Source organism: Fictibacillus macauensis ZFHKF-1 (assembly GCF_000269865.1).
Taxonomy (GTDB): Bacteria; Bacillota; Bacilli; order Bacillales; family Fictibacillaceae; genus Fictibacillus_C; species Fictibacillus_C macauensis.
Map to the genome: position 1 here is coordinate 18,096 of NZ_AKKV01000022.1, position 24,448 is coordinate 42,543.

Genomic DNA, 24,448 nt, shown 5'->3' on the forward strand with positions numbered 1-24,448 from the left:
GGGTGGACCGCCATGAATCCAGTGTCTTTTTTTCCAGAAAACATTAAGAAAGCGTTAGGTAAGCCAGCACCTGGTGCGTGGATGCCAACTATACCGCCAGCGTGTATTCGCCTAAGTTCAGGATATCCTGAACCTAGTCTTATTCCAGTTGGCCCATTGCAACAAGCAACAGAGCAACTATTAGTCGAAGAAAAAGATTTACCGCTTCACTACATAGGGAGTCCACGCACAGAGAGACTTTATACCTTTATTCAAGAACGAATGGCGCAGCGAGGAATGACTGCTTCTCGTCACGAGCTACTCATAACGGCTGGAGCTAGCCAAGCGCTCGACTTAATTGCTCGTATTCTTTTGGATGAGGAAGCGCTCGTTGTAATGGAGGCACCTACGTACATGGAAGCTATTGAGATTTTCCGTAATTATACGGATCAACTGCTTAGTGTTCCGATCGATGGCGAAGGCTTACAAACAGAAGTGCTAGAAGCATTGCTGCAGAAGCGAAGTCGTGAGGGCAAGCCATTACCGCAGCTTCTGTATTTGATTCCTACGTTTCAAAATCCAACAGGTACGTCAATGAGCACAAAGCGTCGTCATCACGTCTTGCAGTTAGCTCTTACCTATAACTTTTTAATTTTAGAAGATGATGCCTATGGAGAGCTTGCTTTTGGGGCGCGTCCGACGTCGTTAAAGGCAATGGACACTGAAAACCGGGTGCTCTACGTTGGTTCATTATCAAAAGTAATTGCCCCTGGTTTGCGCATTGGCTGGATGGCAGGAGATGCGGCCTTTATTAAAGCGGCTGCTTGGTTTAAGAAAGATTTAGAGCATCCGTACAGTCAGGCACTGATCATGACGCTATTAGAAAATGTTTCCTATGAGGCGCACTTGAAGAAGCTGCAGAACCGATACGAGCAGAAATGCCGTGTGCTACAAACGGCCTTGCAGGAGGCGTTCGGTGAGCAAGCTTCCTGGTACGTTCCAGGTGGTGGCTACTTTTTATGGTTACACGTTCCAGGGATTGATGCGCAAGCAAAACTTGCTGATGCGTTGAAAGCTGGGGTGTCCTATATTCCTGGTGAGCATTTTTTCTTACGTCAGGAAGAGGGTAAGGAGTATGTGCGCCTGTCGTTTAGTATGGAAGACGAAGCGGCCATTGTGACAGGAGTACAGCGATTGAAGAGCGTTTTGTTAGATTGAAAAAACCGCACTCTTGTTGGGAGAGTGCGGCAATGGAGTTGGATTCTCAAGACGTTCATCTTAAGGGAATTTGGATATGCTTTTATTGTAATGTAGAAACGTGTCGAAAACCATTAAATAACTCTTAAATCTAGGGAGAGGCTGTTATGAATAGAATTTCATAACGTCTCTTTTTTATTGTTCCGCATATAAAAAACGTTACGAGGGAGTGGCACTGTTTTGCCTAACGTGCTGACAACACCCTGAACGGGAAGCTTAAAAAATTAGTCAGATAGCTTTTTCCATAGCGTGTTAATACAAAGTGTAGAAAAGCCGTCATCCATCATATTTTGATGCGTAATCGAACCAAATTCAACATCGGTATAGAGTGCAGTAATGCCTTTTTGATGGGCTACATTCATGCGATGATGCAACAATGCTTTTTGCACATCATAGCCCCAATATAGAGGAAACGTAAAATCATTGGCAATGTAGCCTTCTGTACCAGCAATAAATAATGAACCAATGCCAGCGGGCTTGCCATCATAGTAGGCAATGTAATTTGGAAAATGCTCGTCGTAATAAAAGTGAGCTTTCTCTTTGCGACGCTGCGCATCAATTTTGCGACCGCTCGATTGTTCAATTAAATCGAGAAAATCTTGAACATTTTCTTCGGTGACAGGAATGATGGAAATACCTTGACGACGTTCAATGGTTTCGAGTGGCTTCGCCGTTACATACGTTTTTTGATCCGTACAAACAAAGCCTTTGCTCGCAAGGGCTTTAGCAACATCTTTCGTGAGTACGCCCGGAGTAAGTTCAAAAGCAGGTGAAATGTTTTGTGCTTCGTACCAATCGAGAATCTCATCTAAAAACGGAATAGAATCAACGCCAAAGCCCTTAACGACATTATACGTGTGGGAGTTTGGGACGTGTTCATCTGCCATAATGTGCGAGGAACCAATCACATGCGTTTTTAACTGGGTTTTTTCTAAAAAAAGCGCGCGTTTAGAGTTAAAAGCGGTCAAAGCGACTTCTAAATTTTCGAGTTTCTCCATTTCTGCTGCCATAATGTGCGTGGCTGCTTTTAACATAGTAATCCCATCCTTTATCATGTGGTACAATATATGTAAGTTATTGTAAGTTATTGTAGCATACATTATAATAAAAGGCTTTCGTAAAGCCTTTTATTAAGTGTACCAAAAACAATTGTGAAATGGGGAGACTAAATATGGCGTTGTACCAGGATGTCTGACCATGAGGGTTCAAGACCGGCTAAATAAGCATCTGTTGTTCTTTGTTTCACATCTTCTGATCCGCATGAAGCAAAGTAATAGGGTGAAAAGGAGACAGCTTCTATCCCTTTGTTACTTTGACGCATCGTCATATGAAAGGGGCTATTGGAAGCCTGCAGCATAAGAGAAAAAGCAGATAGGTAAGCAGAGAGTTCTTCTTGAATCGCAGAAAGAGAAAACGAGGGACTCTTCGTAATAATTGATAAGGGAATCGGTTCACCTTCACGTTTAAAATAACCGTTTACTATATATTCTGGGCCCTCTTGCCATTGTTCAATGACAATCGCTTCGTTCTCAGAGCGCCAGGAAATTTCATGTTCGACAGCTGTAAAAAGATCATCTATTAATGATTCAATCGCTAAATGCCATTCCCCACGATGCGTAACGAGCTTTGGAGGGACGCCCTTAATCGTTCGATTGGTTTTTAAAATGACCGGATAGGGTACATCAGTTGGATTCACATCTTGCAATAATGGAAGTGGGAGGGTCCAATAAAAAAAATGCGCATTTCGTGTTGAGAGTAAATCGCGAAAGGCTGCATGATTGTTAGCTAGACTAGCTAATGTCCATCGAGGAACAAGCGGTTGATCTATATGATTATGTTCTTTGTTAGTTGTAATATAACGTGTTTGTTCTGGTTGCTTCACAGTCGGTACAGGGAAGGCTTGTATAGAATCAAACGTGTACGATGTTGACTGTGATTGGTATAAATTTGGCATGTATAATATAACCACCCTTCTTTAATGTAAGTATCGGCTAATAAGCGCTAAATGTTAAGAAGTTTTTTTAAAAAATTATGATCGGGGAGATGTCATAGAAACCATCTCCCTGTTATTTTCAGTTTAATCCACAATAATACCACTCGTCATATTAAGTACCGTGCCTGTCATTGCGTTGGCAGCATCACTCGCCAGAAAGACGGCTGTGTCGGCTATTTGCGCTAAAGTAGGCAAATGTCCTGTTAATGTATGGGTTGCTGCTTTTAGCAAGCATCGTTTCAAGCGTCATGTCAGCGAGCGTTGCATTACGGGAGAAGACCGCACGACTATGCGACCCAAGTTCTGTCGTCTCGGGAATCATATGGGAGCGGATGCAAATCGTGCGTATGCGGTAGGTGCTAAGCTCACCGGCGAGATGGCGATTCATCGCTTCGATACTGCTACAAGCGACACAATGACCGAGAAAGCCGGGACCGGTCATTTTGGAAACGGGCGTAGAAAGGGAGAGAATGAGACTATTAGAACGATGTTTCATGAAAGGAATAGCACCACGAGAAATGGTATAGTGGATTTGTATATCGTATTCGACGGGGAAAAGAACGCAGCATACGATAGCTCAAGAAAAGGAGTTCCATTCCAATGGCATTCACGAGCACATCAATACCACCTGCTTCTTCTGCAATCTGTTGGGTGATGGCTTGTACACGTTCTTCGTCGCGGGCATCCACAACGACCGTTGTTGCGTGCCTTCCATTTTTTTTTGATATGATGGGCGACTTCTTCTAGTGGCGCTTGCGTTCGCCCTCCTACATATTCGCTGGCACCTGCTTTTGCGACAGCCAGTGCGATCGAACGACCAATAGCACCACTTCCACCATAAATGAGCACCACTTTGTCTTGTAACAACATACGAATCACTCCTTTATGCGTCATGTGCTGTGGTAGAAGACCGCAACGAGCGACAAGGAGAAAAAAGAAAAATGATACACAGCGTACTTTTAGCATAAAGGAAAAAGGTTCAAAGGGGAAATAATATTTTAAATTTTCTGATTTTTATTGAGTGGTGGCGGACTTCGTTTTAATAAATTATACGTATCAAGAGAATTATCGACGGTGCATTGATAGGCAGGTAGCGTCCGCTCTTGATACGGAAGTGATACTTCCATATAAAGTTTTTCCTGCGTATCATTCCCAACGCCTTGCTGAGCCAAATCAAATCGGGTAGCGGCGAAATAAATCGCAGGAATATTAGCCCAGTAGCTCGCAGAATAGCACATTGCACACGGTTCGGCATTGGCATACAATTCACAACGAGAAGTGGCACCTTGTTGTGGAAGCTTGGCGGCTCCTTTCGGGATGTTAGAAAGAGACAGCACCCCTAGATCTTGACAGGCTCTGCGAATCGCTAACAGTTCAGCATGCGCTGTAATATCACTAGTAGCTGTTACTTGATTTCGTTGCAACCAATAGCGGAGAATTGTATTCGTTTCATTATCAATTTGCACAATGACGGCAGCATAAGGATACAACGTGCGATAAATCGCCGCTTGGCATGCGAGACGCAACCATTTATTGCCGATTAATTCAAGCCCTGTATAGACGCCATATGGTTTAATATTTGAAGTTTGCGAGGGAAAGTACTTGCATTGACTCAGTGGAACACGTGTACATGTTGGGTTATAACCACTCCACGGTTGAATGTATGTTTGTGGGTTTGGAATGATTAAGGGAATGTTTGGCGGTTCGTAATATTCATTATTACCTTCGTATAAGCCGTCTGGCATCGTTTGACCGTTTGGCATGCTACGCCCCTCCTTCCTAAAAGACAATACTAACTGTATGTGATAAACTGGAAAAAAATGAATGTATTTTTCGGAAAAATGTCGCAACTTTCATAATATGAAATCCTAACATTGAACATAGTAAGCGCTTTCAATTATAGTTTGGACAAGCTATTGAATTGAAGGAGGTTTTTAGGTGGGAATTCGTACTGGAGCTCAATATATCGAAGGTTTACAGGCACGCAGTCCTGAAATATGGCTCGGTGGCCGGCGCATTACGGATGTTGTTCATGAACCAGTCTTTCGGCAGCCGATGTTAGAGATTGCCCGCTTGTATGACCTACAGCATGATCCGCTGTATCAGCATCGCATTACGCACGTATGTGAAGAAACGCAAGAACGTGTGTCCAATGCCTTTATCGTTCCTCGCAGTGCAGAAGATGTACAAGCTCGGCGCTCTTTATTTGAAGTGTATGCCGAGGCGACGTATGGCTTAATGGGGCGCACGCCCGATTTTCTAAATGTAGTCGTAACCGGTATGGCAAGCAACGCCTGGTTTCTTAATGCGTATCATCCTGACTGGGCAACCAATATTCAAAACTATTTCCGCTATATTCGTGATCAAGACCTCTTTTTAACCCACGCTATTATTAACCCGCAAAATGATCGTAGTAAAACTTCTCATGAACAACAAGATCCTTACACACACTTAGGTGCAGTTGAAGAACGACCGGACGGCCTGCTCGTACGCGGTGCAAAAATGCTCGCGACGCTGGCACCGATTACCGATGAGGTCATTATTTATTCGTTTCCCGGATTTCAGCCAGGTGACGAACGCTATGCACTTGCCTTTGCATTACCACTTGATACGCCAGGCTTACGCATTATTTGTCGTGAACCGGCACAAGATGGGACGCGCTCCTTATTTGATCATCCACTTGCCTCGCGCTTTGAAGAGATGGACGCTTTGCTTGTTTTTCACGATGTGCTCGTTCCGTGGGATCGCGTATTTCTTTATAACAATGTAGAGGCGGCTAATTTATTGTATCCAAAAACAGGTATTGCTCAGCAGCCAGCTCATCAGTCGGGTGTCCGTGGCTTAACGAAGCTTTCGTTTGCCGTTGATGTAGCGTGTCGCCTTGCTGATGCTATTGGAGTAGACGGGTATTTACACGTCCAAAATCAATTAGGTGAACTCGTTCAAAGTGTAGAAACGATTCGCGCGCTTTTACGGCAATCTGAACAAGAGGCGGAGCAATTACCTTCTGGCGAATGGATGCCTGCTTATGCGCCGCTTGAAACAATTCGTGGGCTACTGCCAGTTTTTTATCCACGAGCAATTGAAGTCATTCAAATCATTGGTGCAGGTGGGCTGCTCATGTCGCCAACAGAAGCCGATTTTAATCAGCCAGAGTTGCAGGAAGATATGGAGCGCTATTATGTAGGACGCGAGGGGGTATCTGCTACAGAACGCGTGCGCTTATTCAAGCTTGCTTGGGATTTGTGTGGCGAAGCATTTGGACAGCGCGCGCTGCAATACGAACGCTATTATACGGGTGACCCCATCCGAAAGCGTGCCATTTTTTATGCTAACTATAAAAAGCAGACGCATTTTACTCGCGTGGATCAAGTGTTTGCTGAAGCCGATCACATCATGAAGTCTTCACAGCAAACGGAAACCTTACAATAGCACGTTCTTTTTGAAGGAGGCGGCACTGTGATTGGTTCTGTTCATAAAATCGCGAATATTTTAAATTGCTTTTCCGAAGAAGAGCCTGTACTTGGAAATATGGAAATTGCTCAGAAACTCGGTATGAAACCAAGTACTACGCATCATTTGCTGCATACACTCGTCGTCGAAGGAATGCTGATTAAAGATAGCAGCAAGCACTATCGTTTAGGGTGGAAATTACTTGAGTGGGGACAGCGCGTCATGCATCAGCGAGAGGTGCTTTCAGAAGCATTTCCACGTATTGAAGGCTTGAATCGCCGCTTTAATGGCACTGTTCATATTGGCATGCTTGATGGTGCGGAAGTTGTTTTCGTCCTAAAGTCAGCTCCAAAAGAAACGCCGGCCATTCCAACGTATGTAGGTTCACGCAAGCCTGCGTACTGTACAAGCTCTGGAAAACTATTACTCTCTGCGCGTTCCGATTATGCATTTACGTATGAACTGAAGCAGCGAGCACCGAACACGATTACATGTGCTAGAAAGCTAGAACAGGAATTTCAGCGTATTAACAAAGAAGGCTATTCTACGAGTGATAATGAAAACGAACTCGGATTATATGGAATTGCATATCCTATTACTTCGTATGAAGGCCAAACAATTGCTGCTTTAAATCTTGTGGGAGAAGGCTGTTATATGAAGGGGAGAGATCAGATGGGCATTCGCGAACATCTTAAAGCGACGGCCGCTTGTTTATCGAAAGAGCTTGGGTATATTGGTGTCTAAAATAGGATGTGGAGGGTTTTATAATGACGGTAACGCATGATCGTTTATATTCTATGAATCTCTTACAGTGGATACAAGACAATAAAGAGGCGCTACAGCCACCGGTTAATAATAAAGTGCTTTGGCAAGATTCTGAGTTTATTTGCATGATGATTGGTGGTCCGAACCGTCGCCGTGATTTTCACGTCGATCCGTCGGATGAGTTTTTTTATCAAGTAAAAGGTGATTGTTATGTGGAATGCATTACAGAAGATGGCAGTCGCAAAGTGGTGACGGTAAAAGAGGGCGAAGTGTTTATGCTACCGGCGTTTGTTCCGCATTCACCACATCGGGTAGCCGATTCATACGGTCTCGTTATTGAGCGAAAACGTAAAAAGGGCGAGCTTGAAGATTTTGTATGGTTTTGTGATCACTGTAATGAAGAAATGCACCGGGTGACGGTGCAATTGACGGATATTGAAGTACAAGTGAAGGAGGCTATTCATAGCTTTAATAGCGATGAGAATGTACGGCGCTGTAAGTCGTGTGGCCATATGATGTCAGCAGAGGTAGGAGAGTGGACATGGTAATAGATTTTCATACGCATATCATCTCAGAAGACTTTCCTGATTTTACCGAAAAATATGGCGGTGAACGCTGGCCCGTGCTGCAACGAAACTGTGCTTGCGGCGCATCCATCATGGTTGGTGGTAAGAACTTTCGCGATGTGACGGATCAAGTATGGTGTCCGGAAAAACGCATACAAGATATGGATCGAGAAGGCGTAGACGTACAAGTGCTTTCGCCAATTCCAGTGACCTTTTCGTACTGGGCAGACGCTCATGCTGCGCGTGATATGGCGCGCTTACAAAATGAGTACATTGCCGAGGTCGTTTCCGAGCATCCGGATCGTTTCGTTGGCTTAGGAACGGTGCCGATGCAAGATGCGGAAGTGGCGATTGCGGAAATGGATCATTGTATCCATGAGTTAGGGCTCGTCGGCATTGAAATCGGTACGAATGTCAACGGCAAAAATTTAGACGATCCAAGCTTTCTATCGTTTTTTGAAATGGCAGAAAGATGGGACGTGCCGCTCTTTATTCATCCGTGGGAAACGTTAGGACGCGAGCGTATGCCACGCCACAATCTGATGTATACAATCGGCATGCCAAGTGAAACGGCCCTTGCTGCTGCGTCGCTCGTCTGGAGCGGCATGATGGAAAAGTATCCACGGTTGAAAATTTGTTTGGCGCATGGCGGTGGTTCGTTTCCTTATTTGTTACCACGCCTGGATCAAGGCTTTGACGTCTGGCCGCATTTACGTCTAACATCACATCCACCAAGCTATTATGCGAAGCAGTTTTACTACGATTCGCTGACGTACGATGCCCAAAATGTACGCTACATGATGGAGCGTGTTGGCGTTGACAAAATTGTCATGGGATCGGACTATCCGTTTTTATTACGAGAAATGGATCCAGGAAAGGTGATTGTAACCGAAGAGAGCTTTACAGCGGAAGAGCGCCAGCTGTTGTTAGGTGACAATGCGGCTCGCTTTTTGAATCTATCACTTGCGAAACGGGGTGTAGCACTTGCAAACGATCCAAACGCCAGAAGTTAGACTTGCGGCCTTAGGCTTACAGCTTCCACCGTTGCGAGCGCCGCATGGCAATTACGTACCAGGCTTACGTGTAGGCAATCTCTTTTTTACATCAGGTCAAGGTGTGGATGGCTGTTATGGAAAAATTGGTGGAGAGCGCTCGTTACAAGAAGGCTACGAAGCGGCTCAGCAGGCAGCGCTCAATCTATTAAGTGTGCTAAAAGCAGAGTTCGGTGAGCTGTCGCGGGTTACCCGCATCGTTAAAATGCTCGCAATGATCAATTGCACGGAAGATTTTACACAGTTACCGCAAGTGGCAGATGGCGCTTCTGACTTATTGCGTGAAGTGTTTGGAGACCAAGGGAAACACGCGCGCTCAGCTGTCGGAATGGCTCAATTGCCAAGCGGCACAATCATTGAAATCGAATTAATCGTAGAAGTCGAGTAGGGAGGCGAATCGTGTGATTCAGAAGGTGGCAATGAAAGATGCGCAGTTATTTATTAATGGTGAGTATGTGGAAGCAGAAGGAGGCAGAACGTTTGCCTCTATCAATCCAGCGAGTAATCAAGAGTTAGCGCGTGTGGCGTTAGGCTCGCCTCATGATGCGCACCGAGCCATCGAAGCCGCACAGGCCGCTTTTACGAATGGGTGCTGGAGTAGACGTCCGGTAGAAGAACGCTCGCGTATTTTATGCAAAATGGCGGACCTCATCGAAGAGCGGTGCGAGGAGCTTGCGCTGATTGAAACGCTCGATGTTGGGAAGCCGATTAAGGAAAGCCGCGGTTTTGATATTCCCCGTGCTGCCGCTAATTTTCGTTTTTTTGCCGAGATGGCGAAATACATGGTGCATGAACATTATGAGCAGCATCACATCATGTCGTATAGCAAATATGCCCCCGCTGGCGTCACGAGCCTGATCATTCCGTGGAACTTGCCTTTTATGCAATTAACGTGGAAAGCATCGGCGGCGCTCGCAGCAGGCAATACCGTCGTCGTTAAACCGGCTTCTTATACACCACTAAGCGCGGTTATGCTTGGTGAGATTGCGAATGAGGCCGGCTTACCTCCGGGTGTGCTGAACATTGTCACCGGCCCAGGGCAGACGATGGGTGCCGCCTTAACGATGAATCCACTCGTGCGGCGCATTTCGTTTGTTGGAGAATCAGCTACTGGCAAAACGGTGATGAGCAATGCTGCCAAGCACTTGATTCCGGTATCACTTGAGCTTGGTGGAAAGTCAGCGAACATCGTATTTGAAGATGCTGATCTTGATGAAGCACTACAAGGCACGCTAGATGCCATTTATCGCAATCAAGGAGAAATATGCTTAGCAGGCTCACGCCTGTTGCTGCAAGAAAGTATCTATGATCTGTTTTTAGAAAAATTAGTGCATGCCGTTCAAGCAATTAAAGTAGGCAATCCGCTCGATGAAACGACCGATATGGGAGCGATCGTATCCGCCTCTCATTTAGAAAGCATTCATCGCTACGTCGAGTTAGGAATCGCGCAAGGTGCGAAGCTTGGTCATGGCGGACGTCGCGTCGAAGGACTAGCGCACGGCAATTACTATGAGCCGACCGTTTTGTATGACGTGGACAATGCGATGACGGTTGCCCAAGAAGAGATCTTCGGACCGGTTTTAACCGTTATTCCGTTTAAAACAGAAGAAGATGCGATTGTGATTGCAAATGATTCAAAGTACGGGCTAGCCGGTGTCGTCTGGACGAATGATGTGCGCCGTGCACAGCGCGTCACAGCGCGTGTGGATGCGGGGCTATTATGGGTGAATTGCTGGTATATTCGCGATTTGCGCACACCATTTGGTGGCTCAAAAGCGAGCGGCATTGGGCGCGAAGGCGGACGACATAGCTTTGAATTTTATAGCGAGGTTAAGACCGTAACGATGAAATTATAAGGAGTGTGGCACATGGAGTGGAGCGATGTTGCGGATGCGTTATGGGAAGCGGAACGAAGAGGAAATCCGATTTCGCCCTTAACGCAACAATTGCAGGAAATGAGTGTTGAAGATGCCTATTACGTACAGCAATTAGTGGCGCAAAAAAAACAAGGACTCGGTCAACGCATGATCGGTCGTAAAGTAGGATTAACAAGCGTTGCCATGCAACACATGTTGGGCGTGAACGAGCCGGACTACGGTTTGTTATTTGATGCAATGGTGATTCGTAATGGGGGTAGCGTCTCTCTTGATGCGCTCATTGCACCGAAAATAGAGGCGGAAATCGGCTTCGTATTAAAAGAACCGTTAGCGCATCGCAATGTGACATTTACCGATGTGCTACAAGCAACCGATTATGTCGTACCAACGCTTGAAATCATTGATAGTCGCATTGAGAATTGGGACATTACATTAGCAGATACGGTAGCAGATAACGGCTCAAGTGCGCTCGTTGTTCTTGGTGAGCAGAAAACGAGCATTGCGGGCATTGATTTTCGCAGTTCGCCGATGATTTTATCGCGAAATGAAAAGATGATCGCCACAGGAGCTGGCGCAGCGGCGCTCGGCCATCCAGCACAAGCGATTGCCTGGCTTGCCAATACACTCTATGAACGTGGCATGCCACTACAAGCGGGCGAACTCATTTTACCAGGAGCGCTTGCTGCCGCTGAAACGGTGCTAGCGGGCGATCAATTCACAGCGCAGTTCGGGGTGCTCGGTGACGTTTGCGTTTCGTTCGTATAGGGAGGGATTGTTATGAAAGTAGCACTTCTCGGATCAGGTAATATTGGCACCGATTTGATGTATAAACTGTTGCAAAGCGATACGCTACAGCTCGTCGCGATGATCGGCATTGACGAAACGTCAGAAGGGTTGCGACGAGCAGCAGAGGCTGGGGTACAAACGTATCATAACGGCATAGACGCACTTGTCGCGAACCCCGACATGGCACAGCTTATTTTTGATGCGACGTCGGCACAAACACATAGAGAACACGCGCCTATTTTACAGTCGTTACAAAAACGCGTCATCGATCTAACACCAGCAGCGCTCGGTCCATTCGTCTGCCCAGCCGTTTCTTCAAAAGAGGTGTACAACGAACCGAGTGTCAACATGATGACGTGTGGAGGACAAGCAACGATTCCAATCATAGCGGCAATTGGGGCTGTAACACCTGTTTCGTACGCGGAAATTGTGGCGACGATTGCGAGCAGAAGTGCGGGACCCGGCACGCGTGCCAATATTGATGAATTTACCGTAACGACGAAAAAAGGCATTGAAGAAGTAGGTGGTGCTGCAGTAGGTAAAGCGATTATTTTATTAAATCCTGCCGAGCCGCCGATTTTCATGCGCAACACTGTTTATTGTGAGTTGGATCGTGAGGTAGACGCTAAGGTGGTGGTGGCTGCCATTCATGATGTTGTCGAGCGGGTACAACGGTACGTTCCTGGTTATCGCTTACGACAAGAGCCTCTTTTTGATGAAAACAGAGTGACCATCTTACTAGAAGTAGAAGGCGCCGGTCATTATTTTCCGCCGTATGCAGGAAATTTAGACATTATGACGGCTGCTGCCACGATGGTTGGCGAGCAGATGGCACGCGTGCAAGGAGGAAAGCATTATGAATCGTCCCATCACGCTTACTGAAGTATGTTTGCGCGACGGCAGTCATGTAATGAATCATCAGTTTACGGTGCAACAGGTGAAACATATTGCCGCTGCATTGGATCATGCGGGTGTTCATTACATTGAAGTGAGTCATGGTGACGGACTTGGCGGCTCAACGTTACAATATGGTCGTTCGCTCGTTAGTGAACTGACGCTCATTGAAGAGGCTGTTTCTGTTTGTCGCAACGCCAAAATCGCTGTTTTACTCATTCCCGGCATCGGAACGGTACGGGATTTAAAAGCCGCACGTGACGTAGGTGCGTCGCTTGTTCGAGTCGCGTCCCATGTGACAGAAGCGGACGTAACCGCCGAACATATACGTGTAGCTCGTGAACTAGGTATGGAAACGTGTGGTTTTCTAATGATGGCGCATATGGCATCTGTTGAAGAGACGGTAATACAAGCGCTGAAAATGGAGCGCTATGGAGCGCAAGCTGTGTATGTCACTGATTCAGCCGGAGCGATGTTACCACATGAAGTAAAGGCGGTCATCACCGCCTTACGCGAAGCTTTGACTATTGAAATTGGCTTTCATGGTCATAACAATTTATCGCTCGCGGTTGCGAATACGCTCGTCGCCGTTGAAGCAGGGGCAACGCGCATCGATGGGAGTGTACGCTGTCTAGGCGCAGGCGCGGGCAATGCTCAGACAGAAGTGCTGGTTGCGGTGTTAGATCGGCTTGGAATGCAGCTTGGTATCAATTTGTATGAACTGCAAGATCTTGCTGAGCACACAATCGCTAAGCTACTGCCACATTCGCAAGAAATTACGACCGATTCACTCATTATGGGCTACGCGGGCGTGTATTCAAGCTTTTTGCTACATGCGCAACGAGCGGCTACGCGCTTTGGTTTGGAAAGCCGTGATGTGTTAGTTGAAGTGGGGAAACGAAAAGCAGTCGGCGGCCAAGAAGATCTCATTATGGACGTAGCCGCTGAGATGGCTAAGAAAAAGGAGGCGTTGTTATGACCGTCGTGCGAGAGCAGTTTTTAGAAATGATTGATGTGTTAGCGAGCGCAGAACGAACGTGTCGCGAAGTGCCGCGCTTAACCGAGCAACATCCCGCTTTAACAATCCAAGACGCGTACGCCATGCAATCGCAATGGATTCAACAAAAAATTCAACAAGGCGCCCGCCGCCTCGGCGTAAAGCTCGGCTTAACGAGTCAAGCAAAGCAACAGATGATGGGCATTCACGAAGCCATCTACGGCTATTTAGTTTCCGACATGCTTGCCTTAGAGTGGGAGCCGGTGTCCCGCTCCACACTTATTCATCCAAAAATTGAACCAGAAATCGCTTTTATGATGAAAGAAGACTTGGCAGGCGCAAGCGTTACAGCAGAAGACGTCATACGGGCGACGAGCTATGTTGCACCAGCACTTGAAATCATCGATAGTCGCTATCAAGATTTTAAATTTACCCACGTCGACGTTGTCGCTGATAACTGTTCTTCCGCTCGCTTTCTCATTGGCAGCACATGGATCGAACCTAGCACTGTCGATTTAAAAAGCATCGGCATGGTCATGAGTAAGAACGGAGCCGTTGCCACCACCGGCGCAGGTGCCGCCGTCCTCGGCGATCCTGCCGAAGCCGTCGCCTGGTGCGTGCGCAAACTAGCTCAGCAAAATGAGGGCTTAAAAAAAGGCGATATCGTCCTAAGCGGCGCCTTATCCGAAGCCATTCCACTAAATGCAGGCGATACCATTCAAGCTAGCTTTGGCATACTTGGGACGGTTTCATGTCATTGTGGGGAATAAGAGAGGAACGATCCGCACAGCACAGGCAAGGAGTTGTGCGGGTTTTCATGTTGTAAAGATTCGTTTACTTATGGAGGCGATAGATCAATGAGACGAGTAGTTGCGCTTTTTCTTGTCATTTTTGTCGTGTTAGGTGGTGTATACGACGTTACAGCAGCCGAAAAGGTTGATAGTAAATCTAGTAGAATGGCATTTACGGTGACGGATGCGAAAGGGAAAGGCTATAAAATATTGATTAAAGATCCTAAAGATCAGCATAAAAGAGGTGCTTATGATCACTGCTCTTGGAACTGTGCTTGGGCAGGAATTAGTAAGGGAGACCATCTTTATAAAGGCAACTATAAAATATATCTACAAACAGGAGCGAACAAACCACTCAATACAAACTATAAAAAAAGTAACTATGTGTATAACAAAACGAGAAAAATGATGTATTATATTCCCTCTACATTTAAAGGCCAACCAGACCTATTTGGTTTTGCTGAAACAGAAAGTTCAAACTTAGAGTCCATCCATTTTTACTATGTAAACAAAGGAAAAGTAGTTAAAGTAAAGAAAGAACTATTGTATTCAATAAGACCTCATTTAATAGGGAAAAACCTGTTCGAAACAGCCTCTTATGATAATACTACATTTAAGTGGTTAATCACTACGTATACTTTTTCACCTGTAAAAGGTTCTTTTAACATTAAAAAGGAGAAATATTATAGCTTTTCTAAAGGAAAGGCAATTATAAAGAAATGGAAACCGAGCTGGCGGGGATAAGGATGATCGACAACAAAACGAGAGCGTGATTGCTCTCGTTTTGTTGGGTTGTATATGAAGTTTAAAATTGGAAAAATAGATTTTGTTTAGCCCTAAACGATTAGTTTTGTATTTCACTGTTAGAAAGAATAGTAGCGATCGAAGACTAAAAATATCTTTAAGTTGTTTTGATAGCTTTACTAATAATGTAATATATTAGTAAAAAAAGAAGATGAAAACGCCATATAGTACAGTAAGTTTCTACAGCTTTTTCTTCAGCGGCTTACATCTGTCTTATTGCTTATTAAATGACTATATCTTGTGCAAACGTAGGTATTTCTTCTATATTAATCTTTAAAATAATCATCAATAACTTTTTCATCACTACAGCCTACAATTAATTCACAACTATCGGGTGTCAGAAAAACCCCTAATGTTTGAACCATCATTTCTTTGCTTGCTGGATCTATGTGGTGATGCTTACCTTCTTTGTAATTATGAGCTAACCTTATCAACTCAGTTCCTAAACCTATTAGGGCATTTTTGCTCAAAAATAAGGATACTTTTGATGATTTAGTTATTTCGTTTCCATTGCTATCAAAAACTTGTAACACACCTACATTATCTGCCAATCTTTCAAAGTCATCATTTTCATCGTTCTCTAGATCAATCAAATAGTTCATAACATTTATCCACCTTCCTAAAATCTATCAATAATTTTTCCGCTTTTATCCACTATAATGTGATATGACTCTCTAGATTTCCACTTACCAGCAGAGTTTTTAGTTTGTATTTCTACATTGTAATGGTCGACTGCATTAGGATACTTCGGCCTTATATATGATATAACAGCTGCAGAAAAAATGGATAGTACATCAAGCAAAACGGCATTTACTGTGACGGATGCGACAGGAAAAGGCTATTAACTTTTGATTACTGTTAGGGAAGAGTCAGCATAAATAGCTTTACCTTAAGTATGGTGCCCAATTTAATTTTTCAAATGACTTGATGTGCTTAAATAATGAGAAATAATCGACAACTCTGAGACCAACACTTGATTCCATATCGGCAGTATGACGTAAGTTTTTTTATTCATGAGTTGCGGATTTTATAAAGTATGTAAGCAACATGGAGACGGAAAACGATCTAGTGCTTCCTTATAGTGAAAGTTTCAAAAGTCTTTTGGAGTGCTGTTTCTGAAGAAGGTTTTCATTGACACGGATGTCGCGGTATTCTTAGCAATTTAGAAAATATGTAACGAGCGCTAACTTCAATTTTAGGCGCTCGTTGTTCGTGACAATCATAGAATAGCCGCAATTGTTAGACGATTAGAGATATCATGAATAGGTTTAAAACCTACCATCTAGACCGATGTAATTTCGCGAAAGTGCATTCCTGTTAATTCATTTTTTCAATTACAGTTTTAAATCGTTCTGACACGAAAATAGGTATTTCCTGTCTATCACCTAATTTGAAAATATCGCTATTTTCTACTTTACTTTCATAGATTGCATATTTTCGTACATTGTATATAGTTCCGGCACTTTTTGTTTGCATTTCATGGTAATCTGATTCTTCTAGACATAGTGCATGAACGACTTTGAGTATATTGGCAATATAATATCCTTCTACACGTTCACCGCTTTGTATTTCTACAACATCAACTGGAAAATACTCAATTTTTGTATGTAATGTCTCCATAATCGTTTTCAATCTACTAGAGACAACAAACCATCCCATATCATTGTCAAGATAATCTGTAGGTACTTCCCCTTCATGGTGATCATATTGAAATATAAAGCGTTCATCCCAACGATTAAAGGACTTCCCCGCATTTAATTTGTATTGGTGAATACCTAAATCATTCTTATAATAACAAATGATGTCATTTTTGCGTGTGGCATCTATGCTTAGCTTATAAAAATTCATCTGAATCCCCTACCTTTTATTTTTTAAATGAAATCTGAGGTAATTAAAGTAGCATGATTTGGATTCATATCTCCAGAATTTCAGATATCGACATATTAGTAGGGTAACTAGAATAGAAATGGAACACAAAAAATGTAACGATTTATTTACAAAAAGTAACTATAGTGTTACGATTAATGTAAATAAGCCATTACATTGGAGGTGTTTGTTTTGATTAAAAATCGAATTAAGATTTTAAGGGCTGAAAGAAATTGGACACAGGAAGCCTTGGCAGAAAAAGTTGGTATTTCAAGACAAGCTGTAATATCAATAGAAAAGTATAAATACACACCTTCTCTTGAACTTGCATTTAAAATGGCAAAAGCATTGGATGTAAGCATAGTAGATGTATTTTTATTTGAGGAGGAAGAACAATGACTATTAATTTTTTTGGTTTAGCTGTAATTACTATTTTAGGTTTTTTCATATGGAAAAATGATCAGATAAGAAGAAATCTTCAAACGTCTTATAAAAATGATGAAAGATGGCAATTAATTTTGATTAAAGTGAATAATGTTACTCTCAAATTCTATAATTTACTTTCGTTGTTAGTTTTGTTAGGCTTTTTTCTTGGAACAGTAGTTGACATGACTATTGAAGTTGCATTATCTAATATTTTCCTCGTCATGGCTGTGTTTATAATGTCACGGAATATAGTAGAGTATTCTGCTCTAAAGTATTACGACAAGAAAATGTAGTTTATTGTGGGGGAGAAGGAATGAACAAATTCAACATTTATAAAAAAGATATTTTGTTTTTCCTAATCTGGATAATGGGTATTTTTATCGTTTTTCACGCGTGTTGATTATCTAAAATATTCCAAAAAATGTTGTAAAAAAAGAGAGTCCTCTCGTAAAATGTAAGGTGCGAACCAACACATTAAACAAAACGAGGAACTCTCATGACCAAGCCATACCACTACACACGCGTTGATTCAAAACTTTCTATCAGAAGAAGAACTCCAAGACATTCTAGCAGCCTTTCACTTTAAAGAAACCGCCCGAAAATGCACCGTGTCGATGTTACTTGCGTACTTAGTAGAGGCCTCCATTCTCACGCCGCGGATGTTGGACCGAGCGTTGGCCTCACTGCGGTGGATCATTCCTCTTTATCCAAACACATAAAGAAGCTTGATTATGCCATCATGAAACGGATCTTTCAAGTCCTTGTTGGAAAGTTAAATCGGGCCAGACGGCGGGCTTTACGCCTACCAAAAACCCTTCTATCCATGGACTCCACCACGATTACGGTCGGAAAATCCAGGTTGCCTTGGGCCCTTTATCACGGCCATCGCTCCGGCATCAAACTCCATGTGAGCTTTACGAACGAAACCGAGATGCCTCTTCAAATCATAGAAACCACAGGTCTGAAACACGATGGACCCATCGGAAAAGAACTCGAAGACACGCGCTTCATTTTAGTTGGTGACCGAGCGTACTTTTCCATCGATAAAGTGAATCGCTATGTTTCAAAAGAACAAAAACAATCGTTTGTCCTTCGCCTAAAAGACAATATCCAGTTGAATCGAAAGAAATCCCTACAAAGAAGCCGTCCGCAAGGCTCGAATGTCACGGCCGATTTCACTTGCACCATGGGAACGCCGCAAAAACAAACGAAAAAACGACACCGTGTCGTCGAGTTTACCGACTATGAAGGCAAAGCCACCCGTGTCGTCACCGATTTAATGAACGTTGCCGCTGAAGAGATTGCGGAAATGTATAAATCACGCTGGGCCATCGAATCTTTTTTTCGTTGGATTAAACAACATCTAAATGTGCGGTTCTTTACGGTACAACACCCAACGCTGTGTTCAATCAGTTATTCGCGGCCATGATGGCGTACGTTTTACTCAAGTTTCTTCAGACGAGAGGGTGCAAACAAAACGACCTATAACCATTGATGTTCGTAGGCTTCACATGCCTGCTTCCTTGTCATACACTGCACCTGAAATGGCGAATCTACCTCAAAAGATCACTCGGTTTTTATCGGTTATTCACCCAATGATATACTGTATAATTATGGTTAATCAACGCACCTTGTTTATAGTATATTATTTTTGTAACTTTAAACTAACAATTAACTCATCTAAACTGTCCGAAAGATCTTCGAATGAACCTCGTTCAAAATCCTCCAATTCTATCTTTCCACTTACATTATCTAAAACAACTAACAAACCGTTCCCCTCTACACCTATTGGAGTCTTATCAACCTTATTATGATTGTTTTTATACCCTTCTAAATTACTTTCGAAGGAGTCCAATTCAATATTTGGTAATACAGGTTCCAGCCTAATGTAATGATGATCAATAAATCCATCTAAATCAGCAAACCAAAAAGAATTAAAATAATCATTAATCGAACTGTGCAGTTTAATTTCAAATCTTTCCTCAATCTTCGTTAAATCATTTTTATTATTTTTTTCAATAGGTTTCCATGAAATTTCTTCTTCATCATCCATTTCACCCTGATAGATTAATGAATCAACTTCTTCGTTATAGGGCATTTTAAATAAAAAATCTAACCCTTTATCAAAATATTCTTTTCTTAAATTAAAATAGTTGCTCATAGCATCCTTCATTACCAAAATAATCACCCTTACTTTTCTAAGAATTTTTCTAATAGGTCAGCATATTTTTGATCATTTCCCCAAACTCCTGAGCTTTTCTCAGCATTATGAATCCCTCCTAAACCTGGATGTAGCTTTGAGGGAACAGCCACAGCTTGACCTCCACCACCAATGTGATGATGAATTAAAGTGTCATTATATAATTCTTTTAAATCATATTGGGGAAAATGTTTTCTAAACTTTGTATTGTTTATAGGTGAGAATCCTAATTCTATTTTTTGTCTATTTGACTTACTAAATGCTTCTGGGTACTTCTTTAACATCTCTTTCCAATAAAAATCTTTATCGCGTAACCAACCCTCTGCATTTGTATTTTTTTGCCCTTTACCAACATAGGGCATCTCAACAGTTAACCGTGGATCTGCAGTATATTTAGCCTCTAGCTTAACTAAATCAGCACCACGATATGTTCTAATAGGATCATTAATATCACCTATATTCTTAACCATTTCACCCGTACCTCTACCCCTGAAAAACATTAATTGTCCTAAAGGATTATTCAATGTATTAAAGGGCAGAGATAGACCCTCAGGTGTTGTCACAATGTGTACTTTTGGTATTGATTTTGTTACTTTGGAGGTCGCATTAGAGGCGGCTTTAGCCTTACTAGCTAGACTTACAGCCCTACTACCACCAAGTACTTCTCCTCCGAATAAAAAGGTTGCTAGATTTAATGCACCTTCTGTAAAAAAACGAGTTCGTGATTCAGCATCCCCGTTGACCACATCTCGTTCATAAGCTTGTTCTATGCTTCTTCGGACATGCTCTGCCCAATCAATAACTTTGTTTCTAATTTTCTCAGGATGGTAAATTACATTCTCAATAAATCCCACTGTTTTTTTTGCCAAATAGCCCCGGTCTAGACCTAGTTCATATAGAACGTGGACTACTCCTTCTCCTAATCCAAGGGCACCTTCTCCAATGCCTTTAACAGTGTTTAATACACCATCTTTAAACCCCTTATTAATTTTATATCCTAATAGGAATAATTCAGCATAAAATACTGGGTTTTTTACGATAGCGGCATTTCCCTGCCATATAGTAACTGCTTTGTCTTTTGTATAGTCGACTACAGCACTGGCTTTGTCCCAAATTGCGTGACCCCATCCTTTAACAGTGTCAAGCACGTCTTCTTCCGTGTCTTCATTGTTCATCTCAGGAAGCTCGGTCACCCATTCGTATTCAGTTATACCACCTTTGCGTGTAACTTTTACAATGGTTCCATCTGGGAACACTTGATAATCATTGCCGTTGAGGTGGAGTGTTTTTACAGGTTTAGTCGTACCTTTTTGAAAAAGTTCGCCTGTTAAGCGTCGATAAGCCCCTTCTTTGGCTAAAGATTCAGGTTTGAATCTGGTAAATAGGTCTTTATTCCCGGCGAGAGAACCCAGTACTTCATCGCTATTCTTATTATAAGCATTGCTCATTTTCTGTAGATAGTTTGTTAATGTAGTAAGCTCATGTTCAATCGTTTTTAGTGCTTTTTCGGACGTTTGATCAAATTCGGTTACATCGGTTAGCGTAGTTAAAATGGCTTGTTTCGCCTGGCTAATAGCATCAGAGATGTGTACTTCATTTAACTTCCTTACGTCCACGATATGGCTTACATTGCTCAGAGCATTGTTTACATTGTCTATTAATGAGTGGGCATCTAATTGCGAACGGCTGAGACCTTGAAGAAGATCATGTTGTAAAAAAGAAGTTCTAATATGACCTTGAGGATTGGTCTCTACGTGCTGTAAGGATTTCGTAATAGTAGTTAATGTTTTCTTATACGTAGTTAGTGTGTGATGCAAGTAAGTGAGAAAGGGGTCGTGCACGGTTTTAAAGTATGTTCGAATGCCATTTCCAGTTTGACCTTTCAACTCATTTTGTAAGCTAGTAAGATGTTTAATAGAGAGTTGAAGGGCTTTTAATTGCTCGTCAATGGGACTAATGGCTTGTTCAATGGCTTTGGTTCCTGCCTGAAATGACTGGACGTCTACAACCTTCATTTTACCACCTACCTGTGTTATTTCATAAGAAATTGTTCCCCCGCTTGTTGATCGACTTTTTTCATACGATCGACGGACTTTTTAGCCATATCTTGATTTTCGAGAATAAAGCTATGATAGTTTTCTAATAGTGTTTGTAGCTGTTTGCTTATTTTATTGATTTGTTCAACCGTAGCTAATGTATTACCATGACCGATGGTATGAGGAATGGCGGTTTTTACCGATTCTGCTTTTTTACGCATGTCAGCTAATGCTTGCTCGACTGCTTGAAACTGAATTGCAATTTCCATATTCATGAATACCACTCCTTATTTCTTTATTTCTTAAGTGCTTGTTGATGTTGAACAAGCTCAGTTTTTATTGTTTTTTCTAACTGAGAACTCGATGTTTGTAACGCACTAATTTTGTTTTGAATTATTGTTATCGCTCCAGAGAGTTGTTTCATTAGTTCTTTGTAGCCGGTATAAAGGGTAGCACGTTTTTTATCGAATTGATCGGCTTTACTCCCAGACCATTCGTTTTTGTGCAATTTAGGCTCAGTACACTTACTTTCACCTTGAGTGAAATGTTCTTGTAACGACTCTAATTTTTTTTGACAGCGTTGTAAGTCAAGAATATCTTCCTTATTCCTGCTTAACTGACTGTTTAAAGGAGAGAGATCAAGCAAGTCAACACCACCAATCCTTCACTGTTTTAATATAAAAAATTTAATCTTCTGCATAATACTCCTTAGGATAAATTATCCAATTAAATTATGTGTGATTCAATAGGCGGAAATACGTAATCATCTATAGTAGATTTATCCTAGTTTGCTGATCGTTAACTTTATCGAGGTCAGATTAATGCTGCAGGCTGATGCTATATTTCATTAAGGAAATTAAAAATAACACAACGCAGATACAGGGAAGGACACATTTGCAACGGTTTCATGTCATTGTGGGGAATAAGGAAGGAGCAATCCGCACAACATCTTCAAGGAGTTGTGCGGGTCTTAATGTTATGAAAATACGTTTATTTGCGGAGAAAATATATCAATGAGCGAGTATTTGTGCTTTTTGTCGTATTTATATTGTTAGGTGGCGAATATGACGTTACAGCTGGAGAAAAAATGAATAGTAAATCTAGCAAAATGGCATTTACTGTGATGTATGCGACAGGGAAAAGTTATAAACTATTCTAAGGGTAGTGAATTATAAAGAAGTAGATTGCTCTCGTTTGCTTTATACGGTTTAGTTTTTTTTTGCTTTCCATTGCTCTATATGATTAGCTGAATAATACCATCTCTCAACTCAATAAATTTAAATAGATGATTCCAGAACAATACCGGAATCACCTTTTAACTGTTAAAACCAAATCAAGATTGCTATCTACTTTAAAATGTAGAAACAAAGGACTAAGTTAAAAAAACAATTAATATTTAACATTATCAAAGACACCTTCGTATTCAAGCTTCGAAGATGTCCTTATGATTATAAAACATAAATTAAGTATTCTTTAAATGTTTAATCTAATGAGATTGGTCTATTAGACACTCGGTTAGATTTCCAGGTTTTAATCCAAGAATAGATTAGTATACCAGTTGGAATACTTGAAATAGCAATAAAAATTAATGCATCCCAAAATGCAATAGAGAGTATATTACTATGCAAAGCTTTCATTATTGCGATAGATAAAAATTTTAATAAAGCAGGTATAGACACTATAATAAATATACCTATAGCCCAAATTACACCTAATAAATAAAACCATACGTATTTTTGCATGATTTTTTTTTCGTATTGATCAATGTTTTGAAGTTCTATAGTTTGCTCTTTAGATATTCTTTTAGTTAACTTTCTTATATACAATCTTGTATTATGCAAAAGATTATTGCATTTAAAATAAGTAGTAAAAACATAATACATATCAGTCTCTAAATAAAACATAAATTGAAAAGCAATAGCTAGTACACAATGTAAATTTATTAATTTTATTATGTTTAATAATACGATATTCATTTCTATACCTATTGTATTGAGTAAAAGAAATACTACTCCTATACCGAATAATGCGCCATCCCATGCCATACCTGCAAGTAAAGCTCTATATCTTTTGTTATGTGGTAGAAGTACTATGTTAGACATATCAGTTTCCACTACTGGAAAAACAAGTCGGTGTCCTAAACCAATTCGACTGTTTATACCTAATGATTTAGCTGCCATTAAATGTGCAAATTCATGCTTAAATATTAAGATCCAACCTAGTAAAGTTGCAAAAATAATAGATGAGGAGATTGAATCAAATACAAAAATATCTTGATATGTAGGAATAAAAGTAGTATTTGAAATACATATACACATACCTACCAATAAAAATAAGATATAAATAAAATAAGCAAAATTACTAAATAAGAGCCTTGAAACAGTAGGACTTAAATTTTTGAAGTGACTTTTATCCTCTACAACATCATTTATAATGACACCATCTACTTTATATACAAATTGTAAATCGTTTACTAAATTTTCTGCAAAATCTAAAACGTCGACTTCTATGCCACGTTCTTGCATGATTTTAGAAATGTCACTAGTTGTTAATTGTTGGTCATATAAATCTATTATTTCAATAGCTATATTCGGTAAGATTACAAAGTTACTTTCATCAGTTCTACCAATTAAATATTCTTCTGAATTCTCTTTACGTCTTTGAAGATTATGCATTGTAAGAAAGGATGATTCATTTACCAAGACA

Annotated in this window: 29 protein-coding genes; 16 read left to right on the forward strand and 13 right to left on the reverse strand. The window is 41.6% G+C overall.

The features are described 5' to 3' along the window. Positions 1-12 precede the first annotated feature (12 nt). A complete protein-coding gene (locus A374_RS06095) occupies positions 13-1,197 on the forward strand; it encodes an aminotransferase-like domain-containing protein (RefSeq protein WP_007201322.1) in 1,185 nt (394 codons plus the stop codon). 263 nt (positions 1,198-1,460) lie between these two features. Here A374_RS06095 and A374_RS06100 read toward each other — a convergent pair whose 3' ends face one another. From A374_RS06100 to A374_RS06115, 6 genes are all read right to left on the reverse strand, one after another. Further along, on the reverse strand, positions 1,461-2,270 hold the full coding sequence (locus tag A374_RS06100; RefSeq protein ID WP_007201323.1) for a GNAT family N-acetyltransferase: 810 nt from the start codon (positions 2,268-2,270) through the stop codon (positions 1,461-1,463). Positions 2,271-2,401: 131 nt separating this feature from the next. Beyond that, a complete protein-coding gene (locus tag A374_RS06105) occupies positions 2,402-3,190 on the reverse strand; it encodes an ATP-grasp domain-containing protein (protein ID WP_007201324.1) in 789 nt (262 codons plus the stop codon). 123 nt (positions 3,191-3,313) lie between these two features. Then, entirely contained in the window at positions 3,314-3,472 is a 159-nt protein-coding gene (locus A374_RS20500) for a hypothetical protein (RefSeq protein ID WP_156793150.1), read from the reverse strand. Between the two features lie 236 nt (positions 3,473-3,708). Beyond that, positions 3,709-3,918 (reverse strand): hypothetical protein, encoded by a 210-nt coding sequence (locus A374_RS21435; protein ID WP_007201325.1) that lies wholly within the window; start codon positions 3,916-3,918, stop codon positions 3,709-3,711. Continuing rightward, on the reverse strand, positions 3,848-4,099 hold the full coding sequence (locus A374_RS06110; protein WP_007201326.1) for an SDR family NAD(P)-dependent oxidoreductase: 252 nt from the start codon (positions 4,097-4,099) through the stop codon (positions 3,848-3,850). Before A374_RS06110 ends, A374_RS21435 begins: the two co-directional genes overlap by 71 nt. 128 nt (positions 4,100-4,227) lie before the next feature. After that, entirely contained in the window at positions 4,228-4,992 is a 765-nt protein-coding gene (locus A374_RS06115) for a nucleoside deaminase (protein WP_007201327.1), read from the reverse strand. 175 nt (positions 4,993-5,167) lie between these two features. On the opposite strand from A374_RS06115, the gene A374_RS06120 reads away from it, so the two are divergent. The 11 genes from A374_RS06120 (at position 5,168) to A374_RS06170 (ending at position 15,154) form a co-directional block, all read left to right on the forward strand. Further along, positions 5,168-6,661: a 4-hydroxyphenylacetate 3-hydroxylase family protein gene (locus A374_RS06120; protein WP_007201328.1), complete on the forward strand. Its 1,494-nt coding sequence runs from the start codon at positions 5,168-5,170 to the stop codon at positions 6,659-6,661. A 27-nt stretch (positions 6,662-6,688) separates the two neighbouring features. Then, a complete protein-coding gene (locus A374_RS06125; RefSeq protein ID WP_007201329.1) occupies positions 6,689-7,426 on the forward strand; it encodes an IclR family transcriptional regulator in 738 nt (245 codons plus the stop codon). 23 nt (positions 7,427-7,449) lie between these two features. Beyond that, on the forward strand, positions 7,450-7,995 hold the full coding sequence (gene nbaC / locus A374_RS06130; protein ID WP_007201330.1) for a 3-hydroxyanthranilate 3,4-dioxygenase: 546 nt from the start codon (positions 7,450-7,452) through the stop codon (positions 7,993-7,995). Further along, positions 7,989-9,026 carry an amidohydrolase family protein gene (locus tag A374_RS06135; protein ID WP_007201331.1) on the forward strand — a complete coding sequence of 346 codons (1,038 nt, stop codon included), beginning with the start codon at positions 7,989-7,991 and terminating at the stop codon, positions 9,024-9,026. Before nbaC ends, A374_RS06135 begins: the two co-directional genes overlap by 7 nt. Next, on the forward strand, positions 8,998-9,453 hold the full coding sequence (locus tag A374_RS06140) for a RidA family protein (protein ID WP_007201332.1): 456 nt from the start codon (positions 8,998-9,000) through the stop codon (positions 9,451-9,453). Before A374_RS06135 ends, A374_RS06140 begins: the two co-directional genes overlap by 29 nt. Positions 9,454-9,484: 31 nt before the next feature. Then, positions 9,485-10,921, forward strand: coding sequence for an aldehyde dehydrogenase (locus A374_RS06145; protein WP_040340394.1), 1,437 nt, complete (start codon positions 9,485-9,487; stop codon positions 10,919-10,921). 12 nt (positions 10,922-10,933) lie between these two features. Next, a complete protein-coding gene (locus A374_RS06150; protein ID WP_007201334.1) occupies positions 10,934-11,707 on the forward strand; it encodes a 2-keto-4-pentenoate hydratase in 774 nt (257 codons plus the stop codon). A 12-nt stretch (positions 11,708-11,719) separates the two neighbouring features. Beyond that, positions 11,720-12,610, forward strand: coding sequence for an acetaldehyde dehydrogenase (acetylating) (locus A374_RS06155; protein ID WP_007201335.1), 891 nt, complete (start codon positions 11,720-11,722; stop codon positions 12,608-12,610). Then, on the forward strand, positions 12,585-13,601 hold the full coding sequence (gene dmpG, locus A374_RS06160; RefSeq protein ID WP_007201336.1) for a 4-hydroxy-2-oxovalerate aldolase: 1,017 nt from the start codon (positions 12,585-12,587) through the stop codon (positions 13,599-13,601). Before A374_RS06155 ends, dmpG begins: the two co-directional genes overlap by 26 nt. Next, the gene (locus tag A374_RS06165) at positions 13,598-14,389 is read left to right on the forward strand and encodes a 2-keto-4-pentenoate hydratase (protein WP_007201337.1); all 792 of its coding nucleotides are present in this window, start codon (positions 13,598-13,600) and stop codon (positions 14,387-14,389) included. Before dmpG ends, A374_RS06165 begins: the two co-directional genes overlap by 4 nt. Before the next feature lie 87 nt (positions 14,390-14,476). Continuing rightward, entirely contained in the window at positions 14,477-15,154 is a 678-nt protein-coding gene (locus A374_RS06170) for a hypothetical protein (RefSeq protein ID WP_007201338.1), read from the forward strand. Between the two features lie 326 nt (positions 15,155-15,480). Here A374_RS06170 and A374_RS06175 read toward each other — a convergent pair whose 3' ends face one another. Next, positions 15,481-15,816 (reverse strand): Imm32 family immunity protein, encoded by a 336-nt coding sequence (locus A374_RS06175; RefSeq protein ID WP_007201339.1) that lies wholly within the window; start codon positions 15,814-15,816, stop codon positions 15,481-15,483. 715 nt (positions 15,817-16,531) lie between these two features. Then, positions 16,532-17,062: an imm11 family protein gene (locus A374_RS06180; protein ID WP_007201340.1), complete on the reverse strand. Its 531-nt coding sequence runs from the start codon at positions 17,060-17,062 to the stop codon at positions 16,532-16,534. Positions 17,063-17,272: 210 nt separating this feature from the next. Between A374_RS06180 and A374_RS06185 the strand changes: the two genes are divergently transcribed. The 3 genes from A374_RS06185 to A374_RS06195 all read left to right on the forward strand — a co-directional run bounded on the left by A374_RS06185 (position 17,273) and on the right by A374_RS06195 (position 18,935). After that, entirely contained in the window at positions 17,273-17,479 is a 207-nt protein-coding gene (locus tag A374_RS06185) for a helix-turn-helix transcriptional regulator (protein ID WP_007201341.1), read from the forward strand. Continuing rightward, entirely contained in the window at positions 17,476-17,799 is a 324-nt protein-coding gene (locus A374_RS06190; protein WP_007201342.1) for a hypothetical protein, read from the forward strand. The genes A374_RS06185 and A374_RS06190 overlap by 4 nt, the downstream gene beginning before the upstream one ends. A gap of 308 nt (positions 17,800-18,107) precedes the next feature. Continuing rightward, the gene (locus A374_RS06195; RefSeq protein WP_238535160.1) at positions 18,108-18,935 is read left to right on the forward strand and encodes an IS4 family transposase; all 828 of its coding nucleotides are present in this window, start codon (positions 18,108-18,110) and stop codon (positions 18,933-18,935) included. A 216-nt stretch (positions 18,936-19,151) separates the two neighbouring features. Here A374_RS06195 and A374_RS06200 read toward each other — a convergent pair whose 3' ends face one another. The 4 genes from A374_RS06200 to A374_RS06215 are packed head-to-tail and all read right to left on the reverse strand — an operon-like array spanning position 19,152 to position 22,388. Then, positions 19,152-19,667, reverse strand: coding sequence for a SecY-interacting protein Syd (locus A374_RS06200; protein WP_193760838.1), 516 nt, complete (start codon positions 19,665-19,667; stop codon positions 19,152-19,154). Between the two features lie 29 nt (positions 19,668-19,696). After that, on the reverse strand, positions 19,697-21,721 hold the full coding sequence (locus tag A374_RS19890; RefSeq protein WP_007201345.1) for a T7SS effector LXG polymorphic toxin: 2,025 nt from the start codon (positions 21,719-21,721) through the stop codon (positions 19,697-19,699). Positions 21,722-21,738: 17 nt separating this feature from the next. Further along, on the reverse strand, positions 21,739-22,017 hold the full coding sequence (locus A374_RS06210; protein WP_007201346.1) for a YwqI/YxiC family protein: 279 nt from the start codon (positions 22,015-22,017) through the stop codon (positions 21,739-21,741). Positions 22,018-22,037: 20 nt separating this feature from the next. Beyond that, a complete protein-coding gene (locus tag A374_RS06215; protein WP_007201347.1) occupies positions 22,038-22,388 on the reverse strand; it encodes a YwqH-like family protein in 351 nt (116 codons plus the stop codon). Positions 22,389-22,769: 381 nt separating this feature from the next. Between A374_RS06215 and A374_RS21275 the strand changes: the two genes are divergently transcribed. Next, complete coding sequence (locus tag A374_RS21275) at positions 22,770-22,901, forward strand: hypothetical protein (RefSeq protein ID WP_274517047.1); 132 nt, start codon at positions 22,770-22,772, stop codon at positions 22,899-22,901. 322 nt (positions 22,902-23,223) lie between these two features. Here the strand turns inward: A374_RS21275 and A374_RS06220 are convergent, their stop codons facing one another. Further along, entirely contained in the window at positions 23,224-24,444 is a 1,221-nt protein-coding gene (locus A374_RS06220) for a hypothetical protein (protein ID WP_007201348.1), read from the reverse strand. Positions 24,445-24,448: the final 4 nt, after the last annotated feature.

Bases quoted from the DNA above. Each gene is read 5' to 3' on its own strand.
- A374_RS06165 (WP_007201337.1), top strand. From the start codon at position 13,598: ATGACCGTCGTGCGAGAGCAGTTTTTAGAAATGATTGATGTGTTAGCG.
- A374_RS06175 (WP_007201339.1), bottom strand. From the start codon at position 15,816: ATGAACTATTTGATTGATCTAGAGAACGATGAAAATGATGACTTTGAA.
- nbaC (WP_007201330.1), top strand. From the start codon at position 7,450: ATGACGGTAACGCATGATCGTTTATATTCTATGAATCTCTTACAGTGG.
- A374_RS06155 (WP_007201335.1), top strand. From the start codon at position 11,720: ATGAAAGTAGCACTTCTCGGATCAGGTAATATTGGCACCGATTTGATG.
- A374_RS06190 (WP_007201342.1), top strand. From the start codon at position 17,476: ATGACTATTAATTTTTTTGGTTTAGCTGTAATTACTATTTTAGGTTTT.
- A374_RS06105 (WP_007201324.1), bottom strand. From the start codon at position 3,190: ATGCCAAATTTATACCAATCACAGTCAACATCGTACACGTTTGATTCT.
- A374_RS06135 (WP_007201331.1), top strand. From the start codon at position 7,989: ATGGTAATAGATTTTCATACGCATATCATCTCAGAAGACTTTCCTGAT.
- A374_RS06115 (WP_007201327.1), bottom strand. From the start codon at position 4,992: ATGCCAAACGGTCAAACGATGCCAGACGGCTTATACGAAGGTAATAAT.
- A374_RS06195 (WP_238535160.1), top strand. From the start codon at position 18,108: ATGCACCGTGTCGATGTTACTTGCGTACTTAGTAGAGGCCTCCATTCT.
- A374_RS06150 (WP_007201334.1), top strand. From the start codon at position 10,934: ATGGAGTGGAGCGATGTTGCGGATGCGTTATGGGAAGCGGAACGAAGA.
- A374_RS06095 (WP_007201322.1), top strand. From the start codon at position 13: ATGAATCCAGTGTCTTTTTTTCCAGAAAACATTAAGAAAGCGTTAGGT.
- A374_RS19890 (WP_007201345.1), bottom strand. From the start codon at position 21,721: ATGAAGGTTGTAGACGTCCAGTCATTTCAGGCAGGAACCAAAGCCATT.
- A374_RS06180 (WP_007201340.1), bottom strand. From the start codon at position 17,062: ATGAATTTTTATAAGCTAAGCATAGATGCCACACGCAAAAATGACATC.
- A374_RS06170 (WP_007201338.1), top strand. From the start codon at position 14,477: ATGAGACGAGTAGTTGCGCTTTTTCTTGTCATTTTTGTCGTGTTAGGT.
- A374_RS06110 (WP_007201326.1), bottom strand. From the start codon at position 4,099: ATGTTGTTACAAGACAAAGTGGTGCTCATTTATGGTGGAAGTGGTGCT.
- A374_RS06100 (WP_007201323.1), bottom strand. From the start codon at position 2,270: ATGTTAAAAGCAGCCACGCACATTATGGCAGCAGAAATGGAGAAACTC.
- A374_RS06210 (WP_007201346.1), bottom strand. From the start codon at position 22,017: ATGAATATGGAAATTGCAATTCAGTTTCAAGCAGTCGAGCAAGCATTA.
- A374_RS06145 (WP_040340394.1), top strand. From the start codon at position 9,485: ATGAAAGATGCGCAGTTATTTATTAATGGTGAGTATGTGGAAGCAGAA.
- dmpG (WP_007201336.1), top strand. From the start codon at position 12,585: ATGAATCGTCCCATCACGCTTACTGAAGTATGTTTGCGCGACGGCAGT.
- A374_RS06200 (WP_193760838.1), bottom strand. From the start codon at position 19,667: ATGAGCAACTATTTTAATTTAAGAAAAGAATATTTTGATAAAGGGTTA.